Genomic DNA, 19,714 nt, shown 5'->3' with positions numbered 1-19,714 from the left:
AACATTCGATGAATACCGAAGTGCTCACTGAAGTTGCCGTAAAAGACGCTCAACCAGTGGTGGAGCAAATCGCCGAAACCCCGCCGGAACTGGAGCCTGCTGCTCCCGCGGCGGTGACCGAGCCTGCTGCTGCGGCGCCAGCGATTGCCATTCCCGGCCTGGATGACAGCAGCCTGTACATCCATCGCGAGCTCTCGCAACTGCAGTTCAACATCCGCGTGCTGGAGCAGGCGCTGGATGAGTCCTACCCGTTGCTGGAGCGGCTGAAGTTTCTGCTGATCTTCTCCAGCAACCTGGACGAGTTCTTCGAGATTCGTGTGGCCGGCCTGAAGAAACAGATCACCTTCGCCCGTGAACAGGCCGGCGCCGATGGCCTGCAACCGCACCAGGCCCTGGCCCGGATCAGCGAACTGGTGCACGGTCACGTCGACCGCCAGTACGCGATCCTCAACGACATTCTGTTGCCGGAACTGGAGAAACATCAGGTCCGCTTCATCCGTCGGCGTCACTGGACCACCAAGATCAAAACCTGGGTGCGCCGCTATTTCCGCGACGAGATCGCGCCGATCATTACCCCGATCGGCCTCGACCCGACGCACCCGTTCCCGTTGCTGGTGAACAAGAGCCTGAACTTCATCGTCGAGCTCGAAGGTATCGACGCCTTCGGCCGCGATTCCGGTCTGGCGATCATCCCGGCGCCACGTCTGCTGCCGCGCGTCATCAAGTTGCCGGAAGAGGTAGGCGGCTCGGGCGACAACTACGTGTTCCTGTCGTCGATGATCCATGCGCACGCCGATGACCTGTTCCAGGGGATGAAGGTCAAGGGCTGCTACCAGTTCCGTCTGACCCGCAACGCCGACCTCGCGGTCGACACCGAAGATGTAGAAGACCTGGCCCGCGCCCTGCGCGGCGAATTGTTCTCGCGTCGCTACGGTGACGCGGTGCGTCTGGAAGTCGCCGACACCTGCCCGAAACACTTGTCCGACTACTTGCTCAAGCAGTTCAACCTGCACGAGACCGAGCTGTATCAGGTCAACGGTCCGGTCAACCTGACCCGCCTGTTCAGCATCACCGGTCTGGACAGTCAGCGAGCGCTGCAATACACGCCGTTCACCCCGCAGATCCCGAAATTGCTGCAGAACAGCGAGAACATCTTCAGCGTGATCAGCAAGCAGGACATCCTGTTGCTGCACCCGTTCGAGTCGTTCACCCCGGTGGTCGACCTGTTGCGCCAGGCTGCCAAGGATCCGCATGTTTTGGCGGTCCGTCAGACCCTGTACCGCTCCGGCGCCAACTCGGAAATCGTCGATGCGCTGGTCGATGCCGCGCGTAACGGCAAGGAAGTCACCGCGGTGATCGAGTTGCGTGCGCGGTTCGACGAAGAGTCCAACCTGCAACTGGCCAGCCGTCTGCAAGCGGCCGGTGCGGTGGTGATTTACGGCGTGGTCGGCTTCAAGACCCACGCCAAGATGATGCTGATCTTGCGTCGCGAGGCCGGCGAGATTGTCCGTTACGCCCACTTGGGTACCGGCAACTACCACGCGGCCAACGCCCGTCTGTACACCGACTACAGCTTGCTGACCTCGGATGACGCCTTGTGCGAAGACGTCGGAAAACTGTTCAGTCAGCTGATCGGCATGGGTAAAACCCTGCGCATGAAGAAGCTGCTGCACGCGCCGTTCACGTTGAAGAAGGGCATGCTCGACATGATTGCCCGGGAGACCCAGTTCGCCCTCGACGGCAAACCGGCGCACATCATCGCCAAGTTCAACTCGCTGACCGATCCGAAGATCATCCGCGCGCTGTACAAGGCCAGTCAGTCCGGCGTGCGTATCGATCTGGTGGTGCGTGGCATGTGCTGCCTGCGTCCGGGCATCGCCGGGGTTTCGCACAACATCCACGTGCGCTCGATCATCGGGCGTTTCCTGGAACACACCCGGGTCTTCTACTTCCTCAATGGCGGCGAAGAGCAGATGTTCCTGTCCAGCGCCGACTGGATGGAGCGCAACCTCGACAAGCGCGTCGAGACTTGCTTCCCGGTCGAGGGCAAGAAGCTGATCATGCGGGTCAAGAAAGAGCTGGAGCTGTATCTCACCGATAACACCCACAGCTGGAGCCTGCAGGCGGACGGTCGTTACATCCGCAACACGCCGACGGGTAACCAGAACCCGCGTAGTGCGCAGGCTACGCTGCTGGAGCGTTTGGGTAGTCCGATTCTGACCGTGCGTTAACGCAAACATCGGCTAATAAAAAATGGCGATCCCTGCGGATCGCCATTTTTGTTTTCACCGCCGTCTCCTGTAGGAGCACAGCTTGCTGGCGATGGCGCCCGTCAGATCGCCATCGCCAGCAAGCTGTGCTCCTACAGGACCGTGTTTCAGCGAACGTTGAGTACGAAGCCGACGCGGGTCAGCCACTCCGCTTCCAGGCCGAAGTCGGCCTGGGTCAGCTGGTTTTCGTCCAGCCAGTTTTCCGGGAACAACACATCCAGGCTGTCGCCATTGGCCTGCAGCACGACCTGGGGCATTTCCTGGGTGCCGCGGATGTGATGGAACAGAATCGCAAAGCGCAGCAGCACGCACAGGCGAATCAGCTTGATGCCTTCATCGCCGAAGTCGGCAAACTTGTCCCGAGGGATATTGCGGCGGTGGCCACGCACCAGTAGCGCAAGCATCAGTTGGTCTTCGCGGGAGAACCCGGCCAGGTCCGAGTGCTCGATCAAGTAAGCGCCGTGCTTGTGGTAGTGATAGTGAGCGATGTCCAGGCCCACTTCATGGACCTTGGCAGCCCAGCCGAGCAATTCGCGCCAGACGCCATCATCCAGATCCCAATCTTCGGCGACTTGATCGAAGGCATGCAGCGCCTTGCGCTCAACCCGCGCCGCTTGTTCCAGATCGACGTGATAACGCTCCATCAACGAGCTGAGGGTGCGCTCACGGACGTCTTCGTGATGATGGCGGCCCAACAGATCATAGAGCACGCCTTCGCGCAGGGCGCCTTCACAGTGGTCCATGCGTTGCAGCTCGAGCGCGTCGAAGATCGCTTCGAGAATCGCCAGGCCGGCAGGGAAGATCGCCCGGCGGTCAGGCTTGATGCCTTCGAAGTCAATCTTCTCGACGTCGCCGAGCTTGATCAGCTTGCGCTTGAGCCAGGCCAAACCTTGGGCGTTGACCTCGCCCGTGCCATGCCCTCCGGCCTTCAGCGCCAGGCCGATGGCGCGAATGGTGCCCGAGGAGCCGATGGCTTCATCCCAGGTCAGGCGGTGCAGGGCGTGTTCGATGCTCATGATCTCCAGCCGCGCCGCCGTGTACGCCTGGGCGTAGCGGGCCGGGGTGATCTTGCCGTCCTTGAAATAGCGCTGGGTGTAGCTGACGCAGCCCATTTGCAGGCTTTCGCGCAGCAGCGGTTCGAAGCGCTGGCCGATGATGAATTCGGTACTGCCGCCGCCGATGTCGGCCACCAGGCGCTTGCCCGGGGTGTCAGCGAGGGTGTGGGAAACGCCGAGGTAAATCAGACGCGCTTCTTCACGGCCGGAGATGACTTCCACCGGGTGGCCGAGGATTTCTTCAGCGCGGCGGATAAATTCGCCACGGTTACGGGCTTCACGCAGGGCGTTGGTGCCGACGATCCGCACGGCGCCGGTCGGCATACCGTTGATCAGTTGGGCAAAACGCTTCAGGCAATCGAGCCCGCGTTGCATGGATTCTTCACTGAGCTGACGCTCATCGTCGATGCCGGCGGCCAGCTGAACCTTCTCCCCGAGACGTTCGAGAATACGGATTTCGCCGTTCTGGGCCTTGGCCACGACCATGTGAAAGCTGTTGGAGCCCAGGTCGATTGCGGCGATCAGGGACAGATTCTTGGCTTGGGATTGCGGCATGGTCAGGGGGTCTCGGTCGATAACCTCGACATCGTGCCACGATCAAACGCTGCCGCCAACGCGCAGTGTTCAAAGCCTTGATCCAGCGCAGATATGCTGGTGACCGCTGCGCGGTCAATCGCGAGCAAGCTCGCTCCCACATTGGTTCTGCGTCGACCAAAGGATTGAGGGCAACACAGAACCCTGTGGGAGCGAGCTTGCTCGCGATGACGGCCTCACGGGCACTGAAGATCTATCAGCCGGCCGCTTCTACCGTGCCAATGAAATTCGCCAGCTCCGCCGTTTGCGGATTGGCAAACAACACCTTCGGATCCCCGACCTCATGCACCTTGCCCTGATGCATGAACACCAACTTATCCCCAACCTCCCGGGCAAAACGCATCTCATGGGTGACCATAATCAACGTCATCCCTTCCTTGGCCAGTTGCCGAACCACGCTCAGCACTTCATTGACCAATTCCGGGTCCAGCGCCGAGGTAATCTCATCGCACAGCAAGACCTTCGGCGACATCGCCAGCGCCCGGGCTATGGCCACCCGCTGTTGCTGCCCGCCAGATAACCGATCCGGGAAGGCATCGAATTTCTCCCCCAGCCCGACCCGCTCCAGCATCTCCCGCGCCAGCTCGGCCGCTTTGGCTTTCGGCACTTTCTGCACTACCTGCGGCGCGAGCATCACGTTCTCGCCGACCGTCAGGTGCGGGAACAGGTTGAACTGCTGAAACACCATTCCGACTTTCTGCCGCAAGCTGCGCAGATCGGCACGGGCGGCGTCGAGGTAGTCGCCGTCGACTTCAATCACGCCGTCGTTGATCGATTCCAGACCATTAAGGGTGCGCAGCAATGTGGATTTGCCAGAGCCGCTGCGGCCGATGATCGCCACCACCTGGCCTTCCTCGACACTCAGGTCGATGCCTTTGAGTACATGGTGGTCGCCGTAATATTTATGCAGGGCCGAAATTCTAAGCAGAGGCATGCAGTCTCCTTTCCAGGTAGCGAGCACTGAGGGACAAGGGGTAGCAGAGCAGGAAGTAACCAAGGGCCACGAGGCCGTAGACCATGAACGGTTCGAAGGTTGCGTTGGCGAGCATGCCGCCGGTCTTGGTCAGTTCGGTGAAGCCGATGATTGAGGTGACGGCGGTGCCTTTGACCACCTGCACGGAGAAGCCCACGGTCGGTGCTACGGCGATGCGCAGCGCTTGCGGCAGGATCACGTAGCGCAGTTGCTCCAGAGGATTGAGCGCCAGGCTTGATGAAGCTTCCCACTGGCCGTTGGGAATCGATTCGACGCAACCGCGCCAGATCTCCGCCAGGTAGGCGCTGGTGAACAGCGTCAGGGCAATCGCCGCCGCCATCCACGGCGAAATCTCCACCCCGGCCAACGCCACACCGAAGAACACCAGAAACAGCTGCATCAACAGCGGCGTGCCCTGGAACAGTTCGATATAGGTGCGGGCAAAGCTGCGCGGCAGGGATTTTTTCGAGATGCGCATGACCATGATCAGCAAGCCGATCAGTCCGCCACCGATAAATGCCACCAGCGACAGCGCGAGGGTCCATTGCAGGCCTGTGAGCAGGTTGCGTACGACGTCCCAGAATGTGAAATCGCTCATTGGCTGCTCCTTGCGACAAAGCGGCGGCCAATCCAGTTCAGCAGCTGGCGGATCAGCAGCGCCATGCACAGGTAGAGCAGTGTGGTCAGCGCGTAGGTTTCAAAGGCGCGGAAGTTGCGCGACTGAATGAAGTTGGCGGCGAAGCTCAGCTCTTCGGTGGCGATCTGCGAGCAGACCGCCGAACCCAGCATCACGATGATGATCTGGCTGCTCAATGCCGGCCAAACCTTGCCCAGCGCCGGTAGCAGGACCACGTGGCGGAAGGCTTCGAAACGGGTCATCGCCAACGCGGCGGCGGCTTCCAGCTGGCCTCGAGGGATTGCCTGGATGCCGGCGCGGATGATCTCGGTGGAATAGGCGCCCAGGTTGATCACCATCGCCAGCACCGCCGCCTGCCACTCGGAAATCTGCACGCCCAGTGACGGCAGGCCGAAGAAGATGAAAAACAACTGCACCAGAAACGGCGTATTGCGGATCAACTCGACGTAGACCCCAAAAATGCCGGCGAACGGACGGATGTTCCACGCCCGCACCAACGCCCCGACGATGCCCAGACCCACCCCGAGCACCGCGCCGATGGCCGTCAGTTCAAGGGTGAACAGCGCACCGCGCAGCAGCAGGTCGGTGTTTTGCACCACCGGTATGAAATCGAACTGATAAGCCATGTTTAGGCTCCTTTTTTAAACGGCGTCGCACGACGATCAGAGATCGGCCGGCAGCGGCTCTTTGAGCCAGGTCCGGGAGTTCTTCTCCAGCGCGCCGTCGGTCTTGGCGGTGGCGAGGATCTGGTTGACCTTGTCCAGCAGCGCCGGCTCGTTTTTGTTCACGCCGACGTAGACCGGCGAATCCTTGAGCTTCACTTTCAGCGCCGGAATGCGTTTCGGGTTGCGCTCGCTGATGGTCACCATCACCACGTTGCCGCTGGCGATCAGATCAACTTGTCCGGCGAGGTATGCGGCGATGGTCGAGTTGTTGTCTTCGAAGCGCTTGATGGTCACGCCTTCGGGCGCGACTTTGGTCAGCTCGATGTCTTCGATGGCGCCACGGGTGACGCTGATGGTTTTGCCCTTGAGGTCGCCCAGGCTTTTGATACTGGCGTCTGGCGGGCCGAATACGGCGAGGTAGAACGGCGCGTAGGCACGGGAGAAGTCGATGACCTTCTCGCGCTCGGGGTTCTTGCCGAGGCTGGAGATCACCAGATCGACCTTGCCGGTGGTCAGAAACGGAATGCGGTTGGTGCTGTTGACCGGCGTCAGCTCGAGTTTGACCTTGAGTTGGTCGGCCAGCAGCTTGGCGGTGTCGATATCGAGGCCGCGCGGTTTCATGTCCGGGCCGACCGAGCCGAAGGGCGGGAAGTCCTGAGGCACGGCAACCTTGAGGACGCCGCGCTTGACCACATCCTCCAGACCGTCGGCGTGGGCGGGCGCCTGGCTCAGCATCAGGCTGGCAAACAGGGCGGCGAGGAGGGCGCTGTAACGCTGGGTCATGGCAAATCTCCGAATCGGCGAGAAGTGAATTCTGCGGATCGACAGAGCATGGGCCGTGCCAATATCGGGTTTTGGGGGCGCAAGGCCACGGTTTTACTGGTATCACTCGGTCTTACTGGTCTGAACAGTCAGGCGCGGTTTCGCACCCCGATAGCGCATCACCGGAATTCACCGAGCCCCCATGGGGCACGACTTGCCGGGCGTCGCGAATAGCTTTACAACTAGCCGCTCATTAGCCCGGTTTCTCTGAAAAACCATGAACTCGATCTCCCGAGCCGTACCTGAAGTGGCGTTGCAAGCCATCCGCAAACTGATCACCGAGCAGGGTTTCGGGCCGGGGGATGCCTTGCCCTCGCAACGGGATTTGGCGGTGCAATTGGGGGTCAGTCGGGCGTCGCTGCGCGAAGCGTTGTCGTCATTGAGTGCGTTGGGAGTGATCAGCATCCAGCCGGGCAAAGGCGTGTTCGTGCAGTCGCCGGTTGAGTTGCCGCGAGGTGATGCGGGGCTGAGTTGGCCATTTGCGGCGCAAGCCTCGCCGCTCGATATCTTCCAGTTGCGCTATGCCCTGGAAGGCTTTGCCGCCGGTTTGGCCGCGGTAACCCTGAGTACTCACGAGCTTGATGCCCTGGAAGATAACGTCGCCGCCATGCGCATCGAATTGAAGGCCGGCGACTTCGAGGCCGCGGCGCGACTGGATTTCGAGTTTCACCGGCGCATCCTGCTGGCGAGCGGCAATCAGGCGATGCTCAGCATCCTGACGGCCAGCGCCGACATCTTTCTAGAGAGCCAGAAACTACCGTTCATCCGGGCGGAACGGGCGATGGAAACCTGGCAGGAACACCGCAAAATCCTCCGCGCACTGGCCCGTCGGGCGTCCGGCGCAGCGCAGAAGGCCATGCACGAACATGTGCGTAACGCGGCACTGCGCACCGGAATTGCCTTCGTCGCTCCCGCCACCTCGTGACTTGGGCTATACCCAAACTCATGCGGCACCATAGCGAGACTCAATCATCTGCACCTTCCTGAACGAGGGAAGGGCAGCTATGATGGGCCACGTTTTTTTGCTTACAACCTGGAGACTTCCATGAGCAGCGATCTTATTAAACACGTCACCGACGCTAGCTTCGACGTCGACGTCCTCAAGGCCGAAGGCGCTGTACTGGTCGACTACTGGGCTGAATGGTGCGGCCCTTGCAAAATGATCGCTCCTGTTCTGGACGAAATTGCTGAAACGTACAAAGGCAAGCTGACCGTTGCCAAACTGAACATCGACGAAAACCAGGAAACCCCGGCCAAGCACGGCGTGCGTGGTATCCCGACTCTGATGCTGTTCAAAAACGGCAACGTTGAAGCGACCAAGGTCGGCGCACTGTCGAAGTCGCAACTGGCTGCCTTCCTCGACGCCAACATCTAAGCGTCGTTTAAAGCGTCATCAAAAAGGCCCCGCACATTGCGGGGCCTTTTCGTTATTGAGGGCTAGACGCTCCGAAACTCAGGTGGTACATTCGGCCCCGCACTGGTTTCTCCACTGCCCCCTGCTAGCCGTCGCCGACGCACTCCTTTTCGAATAAGTACGCGATCCTGTCGCCTTCTCTGCGGCGCGGCCTCATTAAGCCAAAAGCTTAATTTCCCCCCCTCCATAAATGATTACGTCATTCCTATATGAATCTGACTGAACTCAAGCAAAAGCCGATTACCGAACTGCTCGAATTGGCCGAACAGATGGGCATAGAAAATATGGCCCGTTCGCGCAAGCAGGACGTGATTTTCTCCCTGCTCAAAAAGCACGCTAAAAGCGGCGAGGAAATCTCCGGTGATGGCGTGCTGGAGATTCTCCAGGACGGCTTCGGCTTCCTTCGCTCCGCTGACGCTTCCTATCTCGCCGGCCCAGACGATATCTACGTCTCGCCGAGTCAGATCCGTCGCTTCAACTTGCGCACCGGTGACACCATCGTTGGCAAGATCCGTCCTCCAAAGGAAGGCGAGCGTTATTTCGCGCTGCTCAAGGTCGACACGATCAACTACGATCGTCCCGAGAACGCGAAAAACAAGATTCTCTTCGAGAACCTGACCCCGCTGTTCCCGACCGTGCGCATGAAGATGGAAGCCGGCAACGGTTCCACCGAAGACTTGACCGGTCGTGTCATCGACCTGTGCGCCCCGATCGGCAAAGGCCAGCGCGGTCTGATCGTTGCACCGCCGAAAGCCGGTAAAACGATCATGCTGCAGAACATCGCAGCGAACATCGCTCGTAACAATCCTGAAGTTCATCTGATCGTATTGCTGATCGACGAACGTCCGGAAGAAGTGACCGAAATGCAGCGCACCGTGCGCGGCGAAGTGGTTGCCTCGACGTTCGACGAGCCGCCAACCCGCCACGTGCAGGTTGCCGAAATGGTGATCGAGAAGGCCAAGCGCCTGGTCGAACACAAGAAGGACGTGGTGATCCTGCTCGACTCCATCACCCGTCTGGCTCGCGCCTACAACACCGTGATCCCGAGCTCCGGCAAAGTACTCACCGGTGGTGTCGATGCCCACGCCCTGGAGAAACCGAAACGTTTCTTCGGCGCTGCGCGGAACATCGAAGAAGGCGGTTCGCTGACCATCATCGCCACCGCGCTGGTTGAAACCGGCTCGAAGATGGACGAAGTGATCTACGAAGAATTCAAAGGCACGGGCAACATGGAACTGCCGCTGGATCGTCGTATCGCCGAAAAACGCGTCTTCCCGGCCATCAACATCAACCGTTCCGGTACCCGCCGCGAAGAGTTGCTGACAGCCGACGACGAGTTGCAACGCATGTGGATCCTTCGCAAGCTGCTGCACCCGATGGACGAAATCGCTGCCATCGAGTTCCTGGTCGACAAGCTGAAAACGACCAAGACCAACGATGAGTTCTTCCTGTCGATGAAACGCAAGTAAGTCGAACGGGCCAAAAAGCCGGGGAAACCCGGCTTTTTGCTATCTGATTTTTGATGAACCGGCAGTTCGTGGTTCTGAATAGAGGGGTTCGGCGCTAAACTGCCACCCCCGAACGGCACGGCCAACACGAGGCTCACGCATGCAGTATCGCGACTTGCGCGACTTTATCAGCGGCCTGGAAAAGCGCGGCGAACTCAAGCGCATCCAGGTTCCGGTGTCCCCAGTGCTCGAAATGACCGAGGTCTGCGACCGCACCTTGCGTGCCAAAGGTCCGGCCCTGCTTTTCGAAAACCCTACGGGTTATGACATTCCGGTGCTCGGCAATCTGTTCGGCACCCCTGAGCGCGTGGCGCTGGGCATGGGCGCAGAAGCGGTCAGCGAGTTGCGCGAGATCGGCAAGCTGCTGGCGTTCCTCAAGGAGCCCGAGCCGCCGAAAGGCCTGAAAGACGCCTGGTCCAAGCTGCCGATCTTCCGCAAGATCATCGCCATGGCACCGAAGGTGGTCAAAGACGCGGTCTGCCAGGAAGTGGTCATCGAAGGCGACGACGTCGATCTCGCGATGCTGCCGGTGCAGACCTGCTGGCCGGGCGACGTTGGCCCGCTGATCACCTGGGGCCTGACCGTCACCAAAGGCCCGAACAAGGATCGCCAGAACCTCGGCATCTACCGTCAACAAGTGATCGGCCGCAACAAGGTCATCATGCGCTGGCTCAGTCACCGTGGCGGCGCGCTGGATTACCGCGAGTGGTGCGAGAAGCATCCTGGCCAGCCGTTCCCGGTGTCCGTGGCGCTGGGTGCTGACCCGGCGACCATTCTTGGCGCGGTGACTCCTGTGCCGGACAGCCTTTCCGAATACGCTTTCGCCGGCCTGTTGCGCGGCAACCGCACCGAGCTGGTGAAGTGTCGTGGCAACGACCTGCAGGTGCCGGCGACCGCCGAGATCATTCTTGAAGGGGTGATCCATCCGGGCGAGATGGCCGACGAAGGTCCGTACGGCGACCACACCGGTTACTACAACGAAGTCGACAGCTTCCCGGTGTTCACCGTAGAGCGCATCACCCATCGCATCAAACCGATTTACCACAGCACCTACACCGGCCGTCCGCCGGATGAGCCGGCAATTCTCGGCGTGGCGCTGAACGAAGTGTTCGTGCCGATCCTGCAGAAGCAGTTCCCGGAGATCACCGACTTCTATCTGCCACCCGAAGGCTGCTCGTACCGCATGGCCATCGTGACCATGAAGAAGTCGTATCCCGGCCATGCCAAGCGGGTAATGCTGGGTGTCTGGTCGTTTTTGCGACAGTTCATGTACACCAAGTTCGTTATCGTCACTGATGACGACATCAACGCACGCGACTGGAACGACGTGATCTGGGCCATCACCACGCGCATGGACCCCAAGCGCGACACGGTGATGATCGACAACACGCCGATCGATTACCTGGACTTCGCCTCGCCGGTTTCCGGCCTGGGTTCGAAGATGGGACTCGATGCCACGCATAAATGGCCAGGCGAAACCACTCGCGAGTGGGGCCGGGTGATCGTCAAGGACGAAGCCGTTACCCAGCGGATCGATGCCATCTGGAATCAGTTAGGAATAGATTGATGCGTGTAACCTTGCAGCCCTCCGGAGCAGTGCTACAGATTCTGCCCGGCGAGCGGATTCTTGATGGCGCGCGGCGTCTGGGCTATGAATGCCCGCAAAGCTGTCGAAACGGCAATTGCCACGTGTGCGCCGCACTGCTGGTGGAAGGGCGAGTCGAACAGGAAGGCGGTGTGCGCGACCATGGCGAGTTCTACACTTGCATAGCAGAGCCGCTGGAAGACTGCATCGTGCTGTGGGATGGCGTGCTCGCGCTGGGAGAATTGCCGGTGCGCAGCTTGTCGTGTCAGGTCATTGAATGCAGGGACGTCGGCGGCGATACCTGGCGTGTGCGTCTGCGAGCACCGGCCGGCAAGCCACCGCGTTATCACGCCGGTCAGTACTTGATGATCGAGCGCGAGAGTGGCGAGAAGTCCGCGTTCTCCCTGGCCTCGGCACCGCATGGCGGGCGTGATCTGGAAATCCATGTGCTGGCGCGCGAAAGCAGTGCGCTGAGCCTGATCGACCAGTTGCAACGCAACCCGATGGTGCGGATCGAAATGCCGTTCGGCGACACCCATCTGGCTGAGTTGCCGGACGGTCCGCTGGTGCTGATCGCCGCGGGTACCGGCATGGGCCAGATCCATAGCCTGATCGAACATTGCCGTGCTACGGGCTTCAAACATCCGGTGCACCTGTATTGGGGCGTGCGTCGTCCTGAAGACTTTTACGAGATCGAACATTGGGATGAGTGGCTGAAGCTGCCCAATCTATTCCTGCATAAAGTCGTCAGTGATCAATGCGGCTGGCAGGGGCGCTGCGGGATGCTGCATGAGGCTGTGTGTGAGGACTTCCCGGATCTGAAAGCCTTGCATGTCTACGCCAGCGGCTCTCCGGCCATGGTCTACGGCACACTGGATGCTTTGGTCGAAGCCGGGATGGACGCGCATCAAATGCGTGCGGATGTATTTGCATACGCTCCGCGATCTTGATCCCCGCTCTTAATCGTTATAACTCCCTATATAGCCGATCGGTATTTATAAAATTATATAAATGCCGGTAGGTTATATGTCATCCAGGCAAATATTTAAGAGCTGTGCCATGGCACTTAAATTGCCTTAAAACATATGTGCCTTATTGTTACAGCGGTGCGTTCTATTAAGTAATTCTTCACCCGCGGGGAGCTGAACGCTAATCGCCATGAGCGCCATTGAATCTGCTTTTTTGAATCTGGCTTACCCTCCGCGGCTCGATCTGGGGCCGCAGCTCACGCACGAACAATTGCTCAGCTCAATGCAGTCGACGATGGCGCGCCACAAGGGCGGGCCGGTGTGGCTGTTCGCTTACGGTTCGCTGATCTGGCGTCCTGAATGCGCAGCGGTGGAGCGAGTGCGTGGTCGTGTGCATGGCTACCATCGCGGTTTGTATTTGTGGTCCCACGAACATCGCGGCACACCCGAAGTGCCTGGGCTGGTATTCGGCCTGGATCGCGGTGGTTCTTGCAGCGGCTTCGCCTATCGCTTGCCTGAAGAGCAACTTGAAGCATCCCTTTACGCACTTTGGCAGCGCGAAATGCCATTCCCGTCCTATCGCCCACACTGGCTCAACTGCCGTCTTGAAGACGGAAGTCAGGTTCAGGCGTTGGGGTTTGTATTGGAGCGGCATCTGCCCAGCTATGCGGGCAACTTGCCGGATCACGTGCTGAGCCACGTGTTCGAAAACGCTTGCGGGCGTTACGGCACGACTCGCGATTATGTCGAGCAGACCGCCCACGCCCTGCGTAGCCACGCCATGCCAGACCGGAATCTGGAGGCGCGGCTCAAGCGCTGCAAATCAAAGGCCGATCAGGCGATTGCTTCGCGACTCTGACTGGCGACTTGTTTGTGCCACAGCGTCGGCGCAAGGAAGGCCATCGCCAGGAAGCATGCGCCGATCAGCAGCACGAAACCGCCGTCCCAGCCGAAGTGGTCCACGGTGTAGCCCATCGCTGCACTGGCCGCGACCGAACCACCCAGATAACCGAACAGACCCGTGAAGCCCGCTGCCGTACCGGCGGCTTTCTTCGGTGCCAATTCCAGCGCTTGCAGGCCGATCAGCATCACCGGGCCGTAAATCAGGAAGCCGATCGAGACGAGCGCGATCATGTCGACAGTCGGGTTGCCGGCCGGGTTGAGCCAGTACACCAGGGTCGCCACGGTCACCAAAGCCATGAACACCATGCCGGTCAGGCCACGGTTGCCACGGAAGATCTTGTCCGACATCCAGCCGCATAGCAGCGTGCCCGGAATACCTGCCCATTCGTAGAAGAAGTAGGCCCACGAGGTTTTATCCACGGTGAAGCCCTTGGCTTCCTTGAGGTAGGTCGGTGCCCAGTCCAGCACGCCGTAGCGCAACAGGTAGACGAAGACGTTGGCCAGGGCGATGTACCAGAGCATTTTGTTGCGCAGCACGTATTTGACGAAGATTTCCTTGGCGCTGAATTCTTCTTCGTGGCTGGCGTCGTAGCCTTCCGGGTAGTCGTTCTTGTACTTCTCGATGGGCGGCAGGCCCACCGATTGCGGGGTGTCGCGCATGGTGGCGAAAGCAAACACCGCGACGGCCATGGCTACTGCAGCCGGCACATAAAACGCTGCATGCCAGTCATTGAACAGGCCCATACCGAGCAGGAACAACGGGCCGATCAGGCCGCCACCGACGTTATGCGCCACGTTCCACAAGGACACTACGCCACCGCGTTCCTTCTGCGACCACCAGTGCACCATCGTCCGCCCACTCGGTGGCCAGCCCATGCCCTGAGCCCAGCCATTGATAAAGAGCAGGATGAACATGATGGTCACGCTGGACGTCGCCCAGGGCGCGAAGCCGAAAATGAACATCACACCGGCCGATACCAACAGGCCGAAGGGCAGGAAGAAACGCGGATTGGAACGGTCGGACACGATGCCCATCAGGAACTTGGACAGGCCGTAGGCAATGGCGATGGCCGACAGCGCCAGGCCCAGCTCACCGCGGGTATAGCCCTCTTCGATCAGATAGGGCATGGCCAGGGAGAAGTTTTTGCGCAGCAGGTAATAGCCGGCGTAGCCGATAAAAATCCCGGCGAAGATCTGCCAGCGATGGCGTCGGTAGGTGCTGTCTATTTTTTCTTCAGGCAATGGAGCCTGATGTGCGGCAGGACGAAAGAAAGCAAACATTCAAGAGCTCCAGATTTCTTGTTTTGACTGCGGATGCGAATGTTACAGTTTCGTTACCGAAAATAGCACCGGTTCGCATCGGCCAAATAGCGGAAATGCTGGAGATTGCATGTTCTTTTATGAACATGTCGCTCAGGTATAAATGTAGGGCGTTGTGGGAAACGTTACTTGCAGGTCTACGTGCCGCATTTCGGTCCAGGGTAGGACGAGACTTTGGGAAATGTCCTTCGTTTGAATGGGAAGTCGTGGCGTTCTGTTCCCAGTCGTCGAGCCTTAACCTTTACGCAGCTGCCAGCTTTGGCATTTCAGTTGCTAAGGGGAGGGGTTATGCGGTGGTTGGCGTGTGTGCTTTTGTTGGTTGTGTCGGTCGGTGTTCGGGCCGAGGAAGTGTTTCTGATACCGGAAAACAATCCCAAGCCGATTTACCCCAGGGCGCTTTTCAGGGCCGGCATAACGGGTGAAGTTCGGGTCAGGTTTACTGCCAATGCCGATGGCTCGGTCAGCAATGTGAGTATTTTGCAAAGCGACCATCCTGATCTGGCCGAGGCGACCCGGAAGGCGATAGCGCAGTGGCGCTTTAAACCGTGGACGGTAGATGGCGATAAACCCGCCGAACAGGAAGTGATTGCGCCGATGGTTTTTAGACTGGATCTGGACACGCCCATACACACCAACCAGTGGCTCAAACAGTTGAGATGTCGTGACCTCAATGAGGCGTTGGTCGATTATCCGGAGTACGCGTGGGTTGATTCAAAAGTGTTTGATTACACTCGTGCTTATCTGTCGAACGTGTTTCACGTGACTCAGTTGCCGAGCGAGACGCGTCTGGCATGGATTGCCAACCTGAATAAACGTGTGCCAATCATTGTCAGGGAGTGCCGGAGTAGCCCTGTCCGCAAGTACATGAGTTTGCTGCCGGAGGAAATCAGGAAGTTGCTTTAGTCCCGGACAATAAAAAGCGGTCTGAACAACTTCATTTGAAGTCCAGACCGCTTTATTGGGCTCAGCGAACCTGAACCACCACTTTCCCGACCGCTTTGCGCTGGCCAAGATCATTGATCGCCTGCGCCGCATTGCTCAGTGGATACACCTGCGACACCAACGGCTTCAACTTGCCTTCGGCAAACCAGCCAAACAATTGCTGGAAGTTTGCCGCGTTGTCTTGAGGCTGGCGCTGGGCAAACGAGCCCCAGAACACACCCACCACCGCTGCACCTTTAAGCAAGGCGAGGTTAACCGGCAATTCAGGGATACGACCGCTGGCGAAACCCACCACCAGCAGACGGCCGTTCCACGCGATGGCGCGGATGGCCTGGTCGAACAGATCGCCACCGACCGGATCGTAGATCACGTCGGCACCCTGGCCGTCGGTCAGGCGCTTGATTTCGTCCTTGAGGCTGGTTTCGCTGTAGTTGATCAGCTCATCGGCACCGGCAGCTTTGGCCACCGCGAGTTTTTCGGCGCTGCTGGCGGCGGCGATCACGCGGGCGCCCATGGCTTTGCCGATTTCCACCGCTGCCAGGCCGACACCGCCAGAAGCACCCAGCACCAGCAAGGTTTCACCCGGTTGCAGGTTGCCCCGTTGCTTGAGCGCGTGCATCGAAGTGCCATAAGTCATGCTGAACGCGGCGGCGGTGTTGAAGTCCATCGATGGCGGGATTGGCAACACGTTATAGCCCGGCACCGCGACCTGTTCGGCGAAACTGCCCCAGCCGGTCAGCGCCATGACCCGATCGCCGACCTTGAGGTGGCTGACCTTTTCGCCTACTTCGCTGACCACGCCAGCCGCTTCGCCGCCCGGGGAAAACGGGAAGGGCGGCTTGAACTGATATTTGCCCTCGATGATCAACGTGTCCGGGAAATTCACCCCGGCGGCGTGCACGTCCAGCAGGATTTCATTCTTCTTCGCGACAGGACTGGCGACGTCTTCCAGCACCAGCGATTCGGCAGGGCCGAAGGCTTTGCACAGCACGGCTTTCATCAGGGCTATTCCTTTGGGAGTGATGGCCGATAAGTGTAGGTGTGTGAGTCGATGGGTCAACGAGCATGCCCGGCCCTGATAGTCAGCCATAAGCTTGTGCTTGAGCGGCGGGTCGTTATGCTAGGCCGCAAACCGGATAAGGAGCGAATTGTGAAAGCGTGGATCATGTTGTTGCTGGCCCTGTCTCTGCCTGTGGCAGCGATGGCCGAAGAAGCCAAAGAAGGTGCAGCTCCGAAGGTCAATTACATCACCCTGAGCCCGCCGTTCGTGGGCAACTACGGGCTGGACGGGACGCCGAAGCTCAAGGTCTACAAGGCCGATGTGGCGTTGCGAGTGACCGGTGATGAGGCGACCAAACTGGTGAAAGCCAATGAGCCGTTGATTCGTAATCAACTGGTGGCGTTGTTTGCCCAGCAGACCACTGAAGCGATGAACAACGTCGAGGCCAAGGAAAAGCTGCGTCAGGAAGCCCTGAAGCAGACCCAGCAAATCATGAACGACGAAACCGGCAAGCCGGTGGTTGAGGATCTGTTGTTCAACAACCTGATCATCCAGTAATGCTGGATCCTGTAGGAGCAAAGCTTGCTCGCGATAGCGCCCTCAAGGCCGCCATCGCCGGCAAGCCGTGCTCCTACAAAAGCCCACCAGCAAGCCGCGCCCATTCAAAAAACATTTCAACGTAGCGCAATCACCGCCGCCCACTGCTCAGCCGTCACCGGCATCACCGACAGTCGCGAGCCTTTCTGCACCAGCGGCATCTCGGCCAGCACCGTCTGCTGTTTCAGATAATCCAGCTTAAGCACTTTGGGAAACGTCTCGACATGCGCGACATCGATCGCGCTCCAGGCGTTTTTCTCTGCCGTGGCTTTCGGATCGTAGTAATGACTCTCCGGCTCCAGCGCTGTCGGGTCCGGATACGCGGCTTCGACGATCTTTCCGATCCCGGCGATCCCCGGTTCGGGGCAGCTGGAGTGATAGAAGAAAAATTCGTCGCCCACGGCCATGGCCCGCAGAAAATTACGCGCCTGATAGTTGCGAACCCCATCCCAGCGCGCTTTGCCAAGCGTCTCCAGGCCCTTGATCGAGAGCTCGTCGGGCTCGGATTTCATTAGCCAATAAGCCATGGTTTTTGCTCCTTGCGAAGTGGGTGGGCAAGTTGTCGGGGGATTTTATGACAAACCGACGGTCGGTTGACGCCAGCGTTTGCGTGTCGGTTCACGTTGTCGCAAAATGCCGGCCTTCTAAGCTTGACGCTGCTGCACGGCCTACACCTACAACGGAAACCGCTGCTGTCATCGTGTTGATGTGCCTTTGGGGGGCAATCGATGAAACGCAAACCGGATTTACTATGGATTTTGGTTATTTTGTTCGGCCTCGGCGTCGTGACCACCGGCTATGCCCAAAGCCTGTGGAGCAACAAGACTGACGCTCCGATCGAAATCGCGCAGCAACAACAGCCGACGGCCTTCAAGCGCTGAACCTGTCTTCGGACGCCGCACCCGTAGGAGCAAAGCTTGCTCGCGATGACGGCGTCACATTCAACATCCGTGTGCCTGAAAGCCGCTATCGCGAGCAAGCTTTGCTCCTACAGTGCGGAACCTGCGAAATACCGCGCCTTGTCTGTCACCGTTCCCTGTAACGGCACATCCCAGCTCGCTTGAGCCAATCGTTCGACCTTCTGACATTCATGGGCCAGCCCCAATAGCGTCGGCTTGCGCCAGTTTTTACGTCGTGCCAGGTACGCCAGGCTTCGATCATAGAAACCACCGCCCATGCCCAGTCGTCCGCCGACATCGTCAAACCCGACCAATGGCAACAGCACCAGATCTAGCGCCCAGACTTTGCGTTGTCGGGCGAGGTTGTGCCGGGGTTCGAGAATACGAAAGCGGTTGGGTTTGAGTTTTTCGCCGGGGCGAATTCGCTGGAACACCATTTTGGTTCGTGGCCAGGCGCTGAGCACCGGCAGATACGTTGCCTTGCCTCGACGCTGAGCGGCACGCAGCAAAACACGCGGGTCGATTTCACCGTCAGTGGGCAGATACAGAGAGATATGTTTTGCGCGGCGAAACAGCGGGTGCTGAGCCAATTGCGTGTATAGCCCGCGAGCGGCCTGGCGTTGCTGACTGGGTGTCAGTGCGCGGCGGGCCTTGCGCAGCATGCGTCGAAGTTGCGGGCGGGGCAGCAGCGCAGGTTCGGTCATGAATTCGGGCTTCGGCAGTGCGGGTACATAAAGCGTACCCGTAAAAAAGCCGATGCCGGTATTTAAACCGGCATCGGACTGGAATCAGGCTCCCCGGATGTACCGCTGTCAACTTAGCCCTTGAACCCGAAAGTTCAAGGTGGAAGATGCAGTAGGCTTTAAGGCTTTCCGTCTAGCGGACATGCACACCAGCCCAACGTGCAACCTCCAGGGTATAGCAAATCGGCTCAGGGACATCGCCAACTGGCAAGCACCCCAGGGAGTGATGCGAGTATACCCCAAGCGGTTTCGCGTTTCAGCCCTTGGTGACGTCCGGATCGGTTGCGAGCACCAGATCGACGCGATCCAGCAGGTCGCGAACCTGCTCGCGGGTCGAGCCGCTGGCCTGCACATCCGGGCGTTCTTCCTTGTGAAGAAGATCGTGCGTGATGTTCAGGGCGGCCATCACGGCGATACGATCGGCGCCGATGACTTTGCCGCTGCTGCGGATTTCGCGCATCTTGCCGTCCAGGTAACGGGCGGCGCTCACCAGGTTGCTGCGCTCTTCCTGGGGGCAGATGATCGAATATTCTTTATCGAGGATCTGCACGGTAACGCTATTGCTTGAACTCATGAGTCTTGCTCCAGGGCCTTGAGGCGCGAAATCATTGATTCGACCTTACGCCGAGCGATTTCGTTCTTTTCAATGAGGTGAGCGCGTTCCTCGCGCCAGGTCTTTTCCTGAGCTAATAGGAGTCCGTTTTGACTCTTTAGTTGCTCGACGCGGGTAATTAGCAATTCGAGTCTGGCCATTAGCGCTTGCAGGTCGGTGTCTTCCATTGTGTCCACTGAAATTGTGTCAGATGGGTGATAGCTGGC

General features: G+C 59.1%; 21 protein-coding genes and 1 other RNA gene. 10 read left to right on the top strand and 12 right to left on the bottom strand.

What is annotated here, in order from left to right:
- Positions 1-8 precede the first annotated feature (8 nt).
- A complete protein-coding gene (gene ppk1, locus ACA079_RS31195) occupies positions 9-2,231 on the top strand; it encodes a polyphosphate kinase 1 (protein WP_497702020.1) in 2,223 nt (740 codons plus the stop codon).
- A gap of 146 nt (positions 2,232-2,377) precedes the next feature.
- On the opposite strand, the gene ppx is transcribed toward ppk1, so the two are convergent.
- The 5 genes from ppx to ACA079_RS31170 form a co-directional block, all read right to left on the bottom strand.
- A complete protein-coding gene (gene ppx, locus ACA079_RS31190) occupies positions 2,378-3,880 on the bottom strand; it encodes an exopolyphosphatase (RefSeq protein ID WP_415772158.1) in 1,503 nt (500 codons plus the stop codon).
- Between the two features lie 235 nt (positions 3,881-4,115).
- The gene (locus ACA079_RS31185) at positions 4,116-4,853 is read right to left on the bottom strand and encodes an amino acid ABC transporter ATP-binding protein (protein WP_046053788.1); all 738 of its coding nucleotides are present in this window, start codon (positions 4,851-4,853) and stop codon (positions 4,116-4,118) included.
- Complete coding sequence (locus ACA079_RS31180) at positions 4,840-5,490, bottom strand: amino acid ABC transporter permease (RefSeq protein WP_033060645.1); 651 nt, start codon at positions 5,488-5,490, stop codon at positions 4,840-4,842. The genes ACA079_RS31185 and ACA079_RS31180 overlap by 14 nt, the downstream gene beginning before the upstream one ends.
- A complete protein-coding gene (locus ACA079_RS31175) occupies positions 5,487-6,155 on the bottom strand; it encodes an amino acid ABC transporter permease (RefSeq protein WP_046053786.1) in 669 nt (222 codons plus the stop codon). Before ACA079_RS31175 ends, ACA079_RS31180 begins: the two co-directional genes overlap by 4 nt.
- A gap of 36 nt (positions 6,156-6,191) precedes the next feature.
- Positions 6,192-6,977 (bottom strand): transporter substrate-binding domain-containing protein, encoded by a 786-nt coding sequence (locus ACA079_RS31170; protein ID WP_497702019.1) that lies wholly within the window; start codon positions 6,975-6,977, stop codon positions 6,192-6,194.
- A 256-nt stretch (positions 6,978-7,233) separates the two neighbouring features.
- Here ACA079_RS31170 and ACA079_RS31165 point away from each other — a divergent pair, with 256 nt between their 5' ends.
- The 6 genes from ACA079_RS31165 to ACA079_RS31140 all read left to right on the top strand — a co-directional run bounded on the left by ACA079_RS31165 (position 7,234) and on the right by ACA079_RS31140 (position 13,350).
- Positions 7,234-7,941, top strand: a complete 708-nt coding sequence (locus ACA079_RS31165; RefSeq protein WP_129440123.1) for a FadR/GntR family transcriptional regulator — start codon at positions 7,234-7,236, stop codon at positions 7,939-7,941.
- 120 nt (positions 7,942-8,061) lie between these two features.
- A complete protein-coding gene (gene trxA / locus ACA079_RS31160) occupies positions 8,062-8,391 on the top strand; it encodes a thioredoxin TrxA (RefSeq protein WP_008150340.1) in 330 nt (109 codons plus the stop codon).
- 248 nt (positions 8,392-8,639) lie between these two features.
- Positions 8,640-9,899, top strand: coding sequence for a transcription termination factor Rho (rho, locus tag ACA079_RS31155; protein ID WP_007942421.1), 1,260 nt, complete (start codon positions 8,640-8,642; stop codon positions 9,897-9,899).
- Positions 9,900-10,038: 139 nt separating this feature from the next.
- Entirely contained in the window at positions 10,039-11,505 is a 1,467-nt protein-coding gene (gene ubiD, locus ACA079_RS31150) for a 4-hydroxy-3-polyprenylbenzoate decarboxylase (RefSeq protein WP_007899385.1), read from the top strand.
- Positions 11,505-12,473: a CDP-6-deoxy-delta-3,4-glucoseen reductase gene (locus tag ACA079_RS31145; RefSeq protein ID WP_497702018.1), complete on the top strand. Its 969-nt coding sequence runs from the start codon at positions 11,505-11,507 to the stop codon at positions 12,471-12,473. Before ubiD ends, ACA079_RS31145 begins: the two co-directional genes overlap by 1 nt.
- A gap of 208 nt (positions 12,474-12,681) precedes the next feature.
- A complete protein-coding gene (locus ACA079_RS31140) occupies positions 12,682-13,350 on the top strand; it encodes a gamma-glutamylcyclotransferase (RefSeq protein ID WP_129440131.1) in 669 nt (222 codons plus the stop codon).
- Here ACA079_RS31140 and glpT read toward each other — a convergent pair.
- Positions 13,326-14,675 carry a glycerol-3-phosphate transporter gene (gene glpT, locus ACA079_RS31135; protein WP_497702017.1) on the bottom strand — a complete coding sequence of 450 codons (1,350 nt, stop codon included), beginning with the start codon at positions 14,673-14,675 and terminating at the stop codon, positions 13,326-13,328. The genes ACA079_RS31140 and glpT overlap by 25 nt on opposite strands.
- Before the next feature lie 327 nt (positions 14,676-15,002).
- On the opposite strand from glpT, the gene ACA079_RS31130 reads away from it, so the two are divergent.
- Complete coding sequence (locus tag ACA079_RS31130) at positions 15,003-15,617, top strand: energy transducer TonB (RefSeq protein ID WP_497702016.1); 615 nt, start codon at positions 15,003-15,005, stop codon at positions 15,615-15,617.
- A gap of 61 nt (positions 15,618-15,678) precedes the next feature.
- Here the strand turns inward: ACA079_RS31130 and ACA079_RS31125 are convergent, their stop codons facing one another.
- On the bottom strand, positions 15,679-16,656 hold the full coding sequence (locus tag ACA079_RS31125) for an NADPH:quinone oxidoreductase family protein (protein WP_008150352.1): 978 nt from the start codon (positions 16,654-16,656) through the stop codon (positions 15,679-15,681).
- Between the two features lie 150 nt (positions 16,657-16,806).
- Between ACA079_RS31125 and ACA079_RS31120 the strand changes: the two genes are divergently transcribed.
- On the top strand, positions 16,807-17,214 hold the full coding sequence (locus tag ACA079_RS31120) for a flagellar basal body-associated protein FliL (protein WP_033060630.1): 408 nt from the start codon (positions 16,807-16,809) through the stop codon (positions 17,212-17,214).
- Between the two features lie 116 nt (positions 17,215-17,330).
- On the opposite strand, the gene ACA079_RS31115 is transcribed toward ACA079_RS31120, so the two are convergent.
- Positions 17,331-17,780: an EVE domain-containing protein gene (locus ACA079_RS31115; RefSeq protein WP_497702015.1), complete on the bottom strand. Its 450-nt coding sequence runs from the start codon at positions 17,778-17,780 to the stop codon at positions 17,331-17,333.
- A gap of 201 nt (positions 17,781-17,981) precedes the next feature.
- Between ACA079_RS31115 and ACA079_RS31110 the strand changes: the two genes are divergently transcribed.
- Positions 17,982-18,134 carry a hypothetical protein gene (locus ACA079_RS31110; RefSeq protein ID WP_415772141.1) on the top strand — a complete coding sequence of 51 codons (153 nt, stop codon included), beginning with the start codon at positions 17,982-17,984 and terminating at the stop codon, positions 18,132-18,134.
- A 107-nt stretch (positions 18,135-18,241) separates the two neighbouring features.
- On the opposite strand, the gene ACA079_RS31105 is transcribed toward ACA079_RS31110, so the two are convergent.
- The 4 genes from ACA079_RS31105 to ACA079_RS31090 form a co-directional block, all read right to left on the bottom strand.
- Entirely contained in the window at positions 18,242-18,856 is a 615-nt protein-coding gene (locus ACA079_RS31105) for a 5-formyltetrahydrofolate cyclo-ligase (protein ID WP_497702014.1), read from the bottom strand.
- Positions 18,857-18,942: 86 nt separating this feature from the next.
- Positions 18,943-19,121: non-coding RNA, 6S RNA (ssrS, locus tag ACA079_RS31100), on the bottom strand.
- A gap of 30 nt (positions 19,122-19,151) precedes the next feature.
- Complete coding sequence (locus ACA079_RS31095; RefSeq protein ID WP_007942435.1) at positions 19,152-19,469, bottom strand: cell division protein ZapA; 318 nt, start codon at positions 19,467-19,469, stop codon at positions 19,152-19,154.
- A complete protein-coding gene (locus tag ACA079_RS31090; protein WP_007982902.1) occupies positions 19,466-19,675 on the bottom strand; it encodes a TIGR02449 family protein in 210 nt (69 codons plus the stop codon). Before ACA079_RS31090 ends, ACA079_RS31095 begins: the two co-directional genes overlap by 4 nt.
- Positions 19,676-19,714 lie beyond the last annotated feature (39 nt).

The organism is Pseudomonas sp. LBUM1645, assembly GCF_059716185.1.
This window is presented reverse-complemented; position numbering and strand designations above follow the sequence as displayed.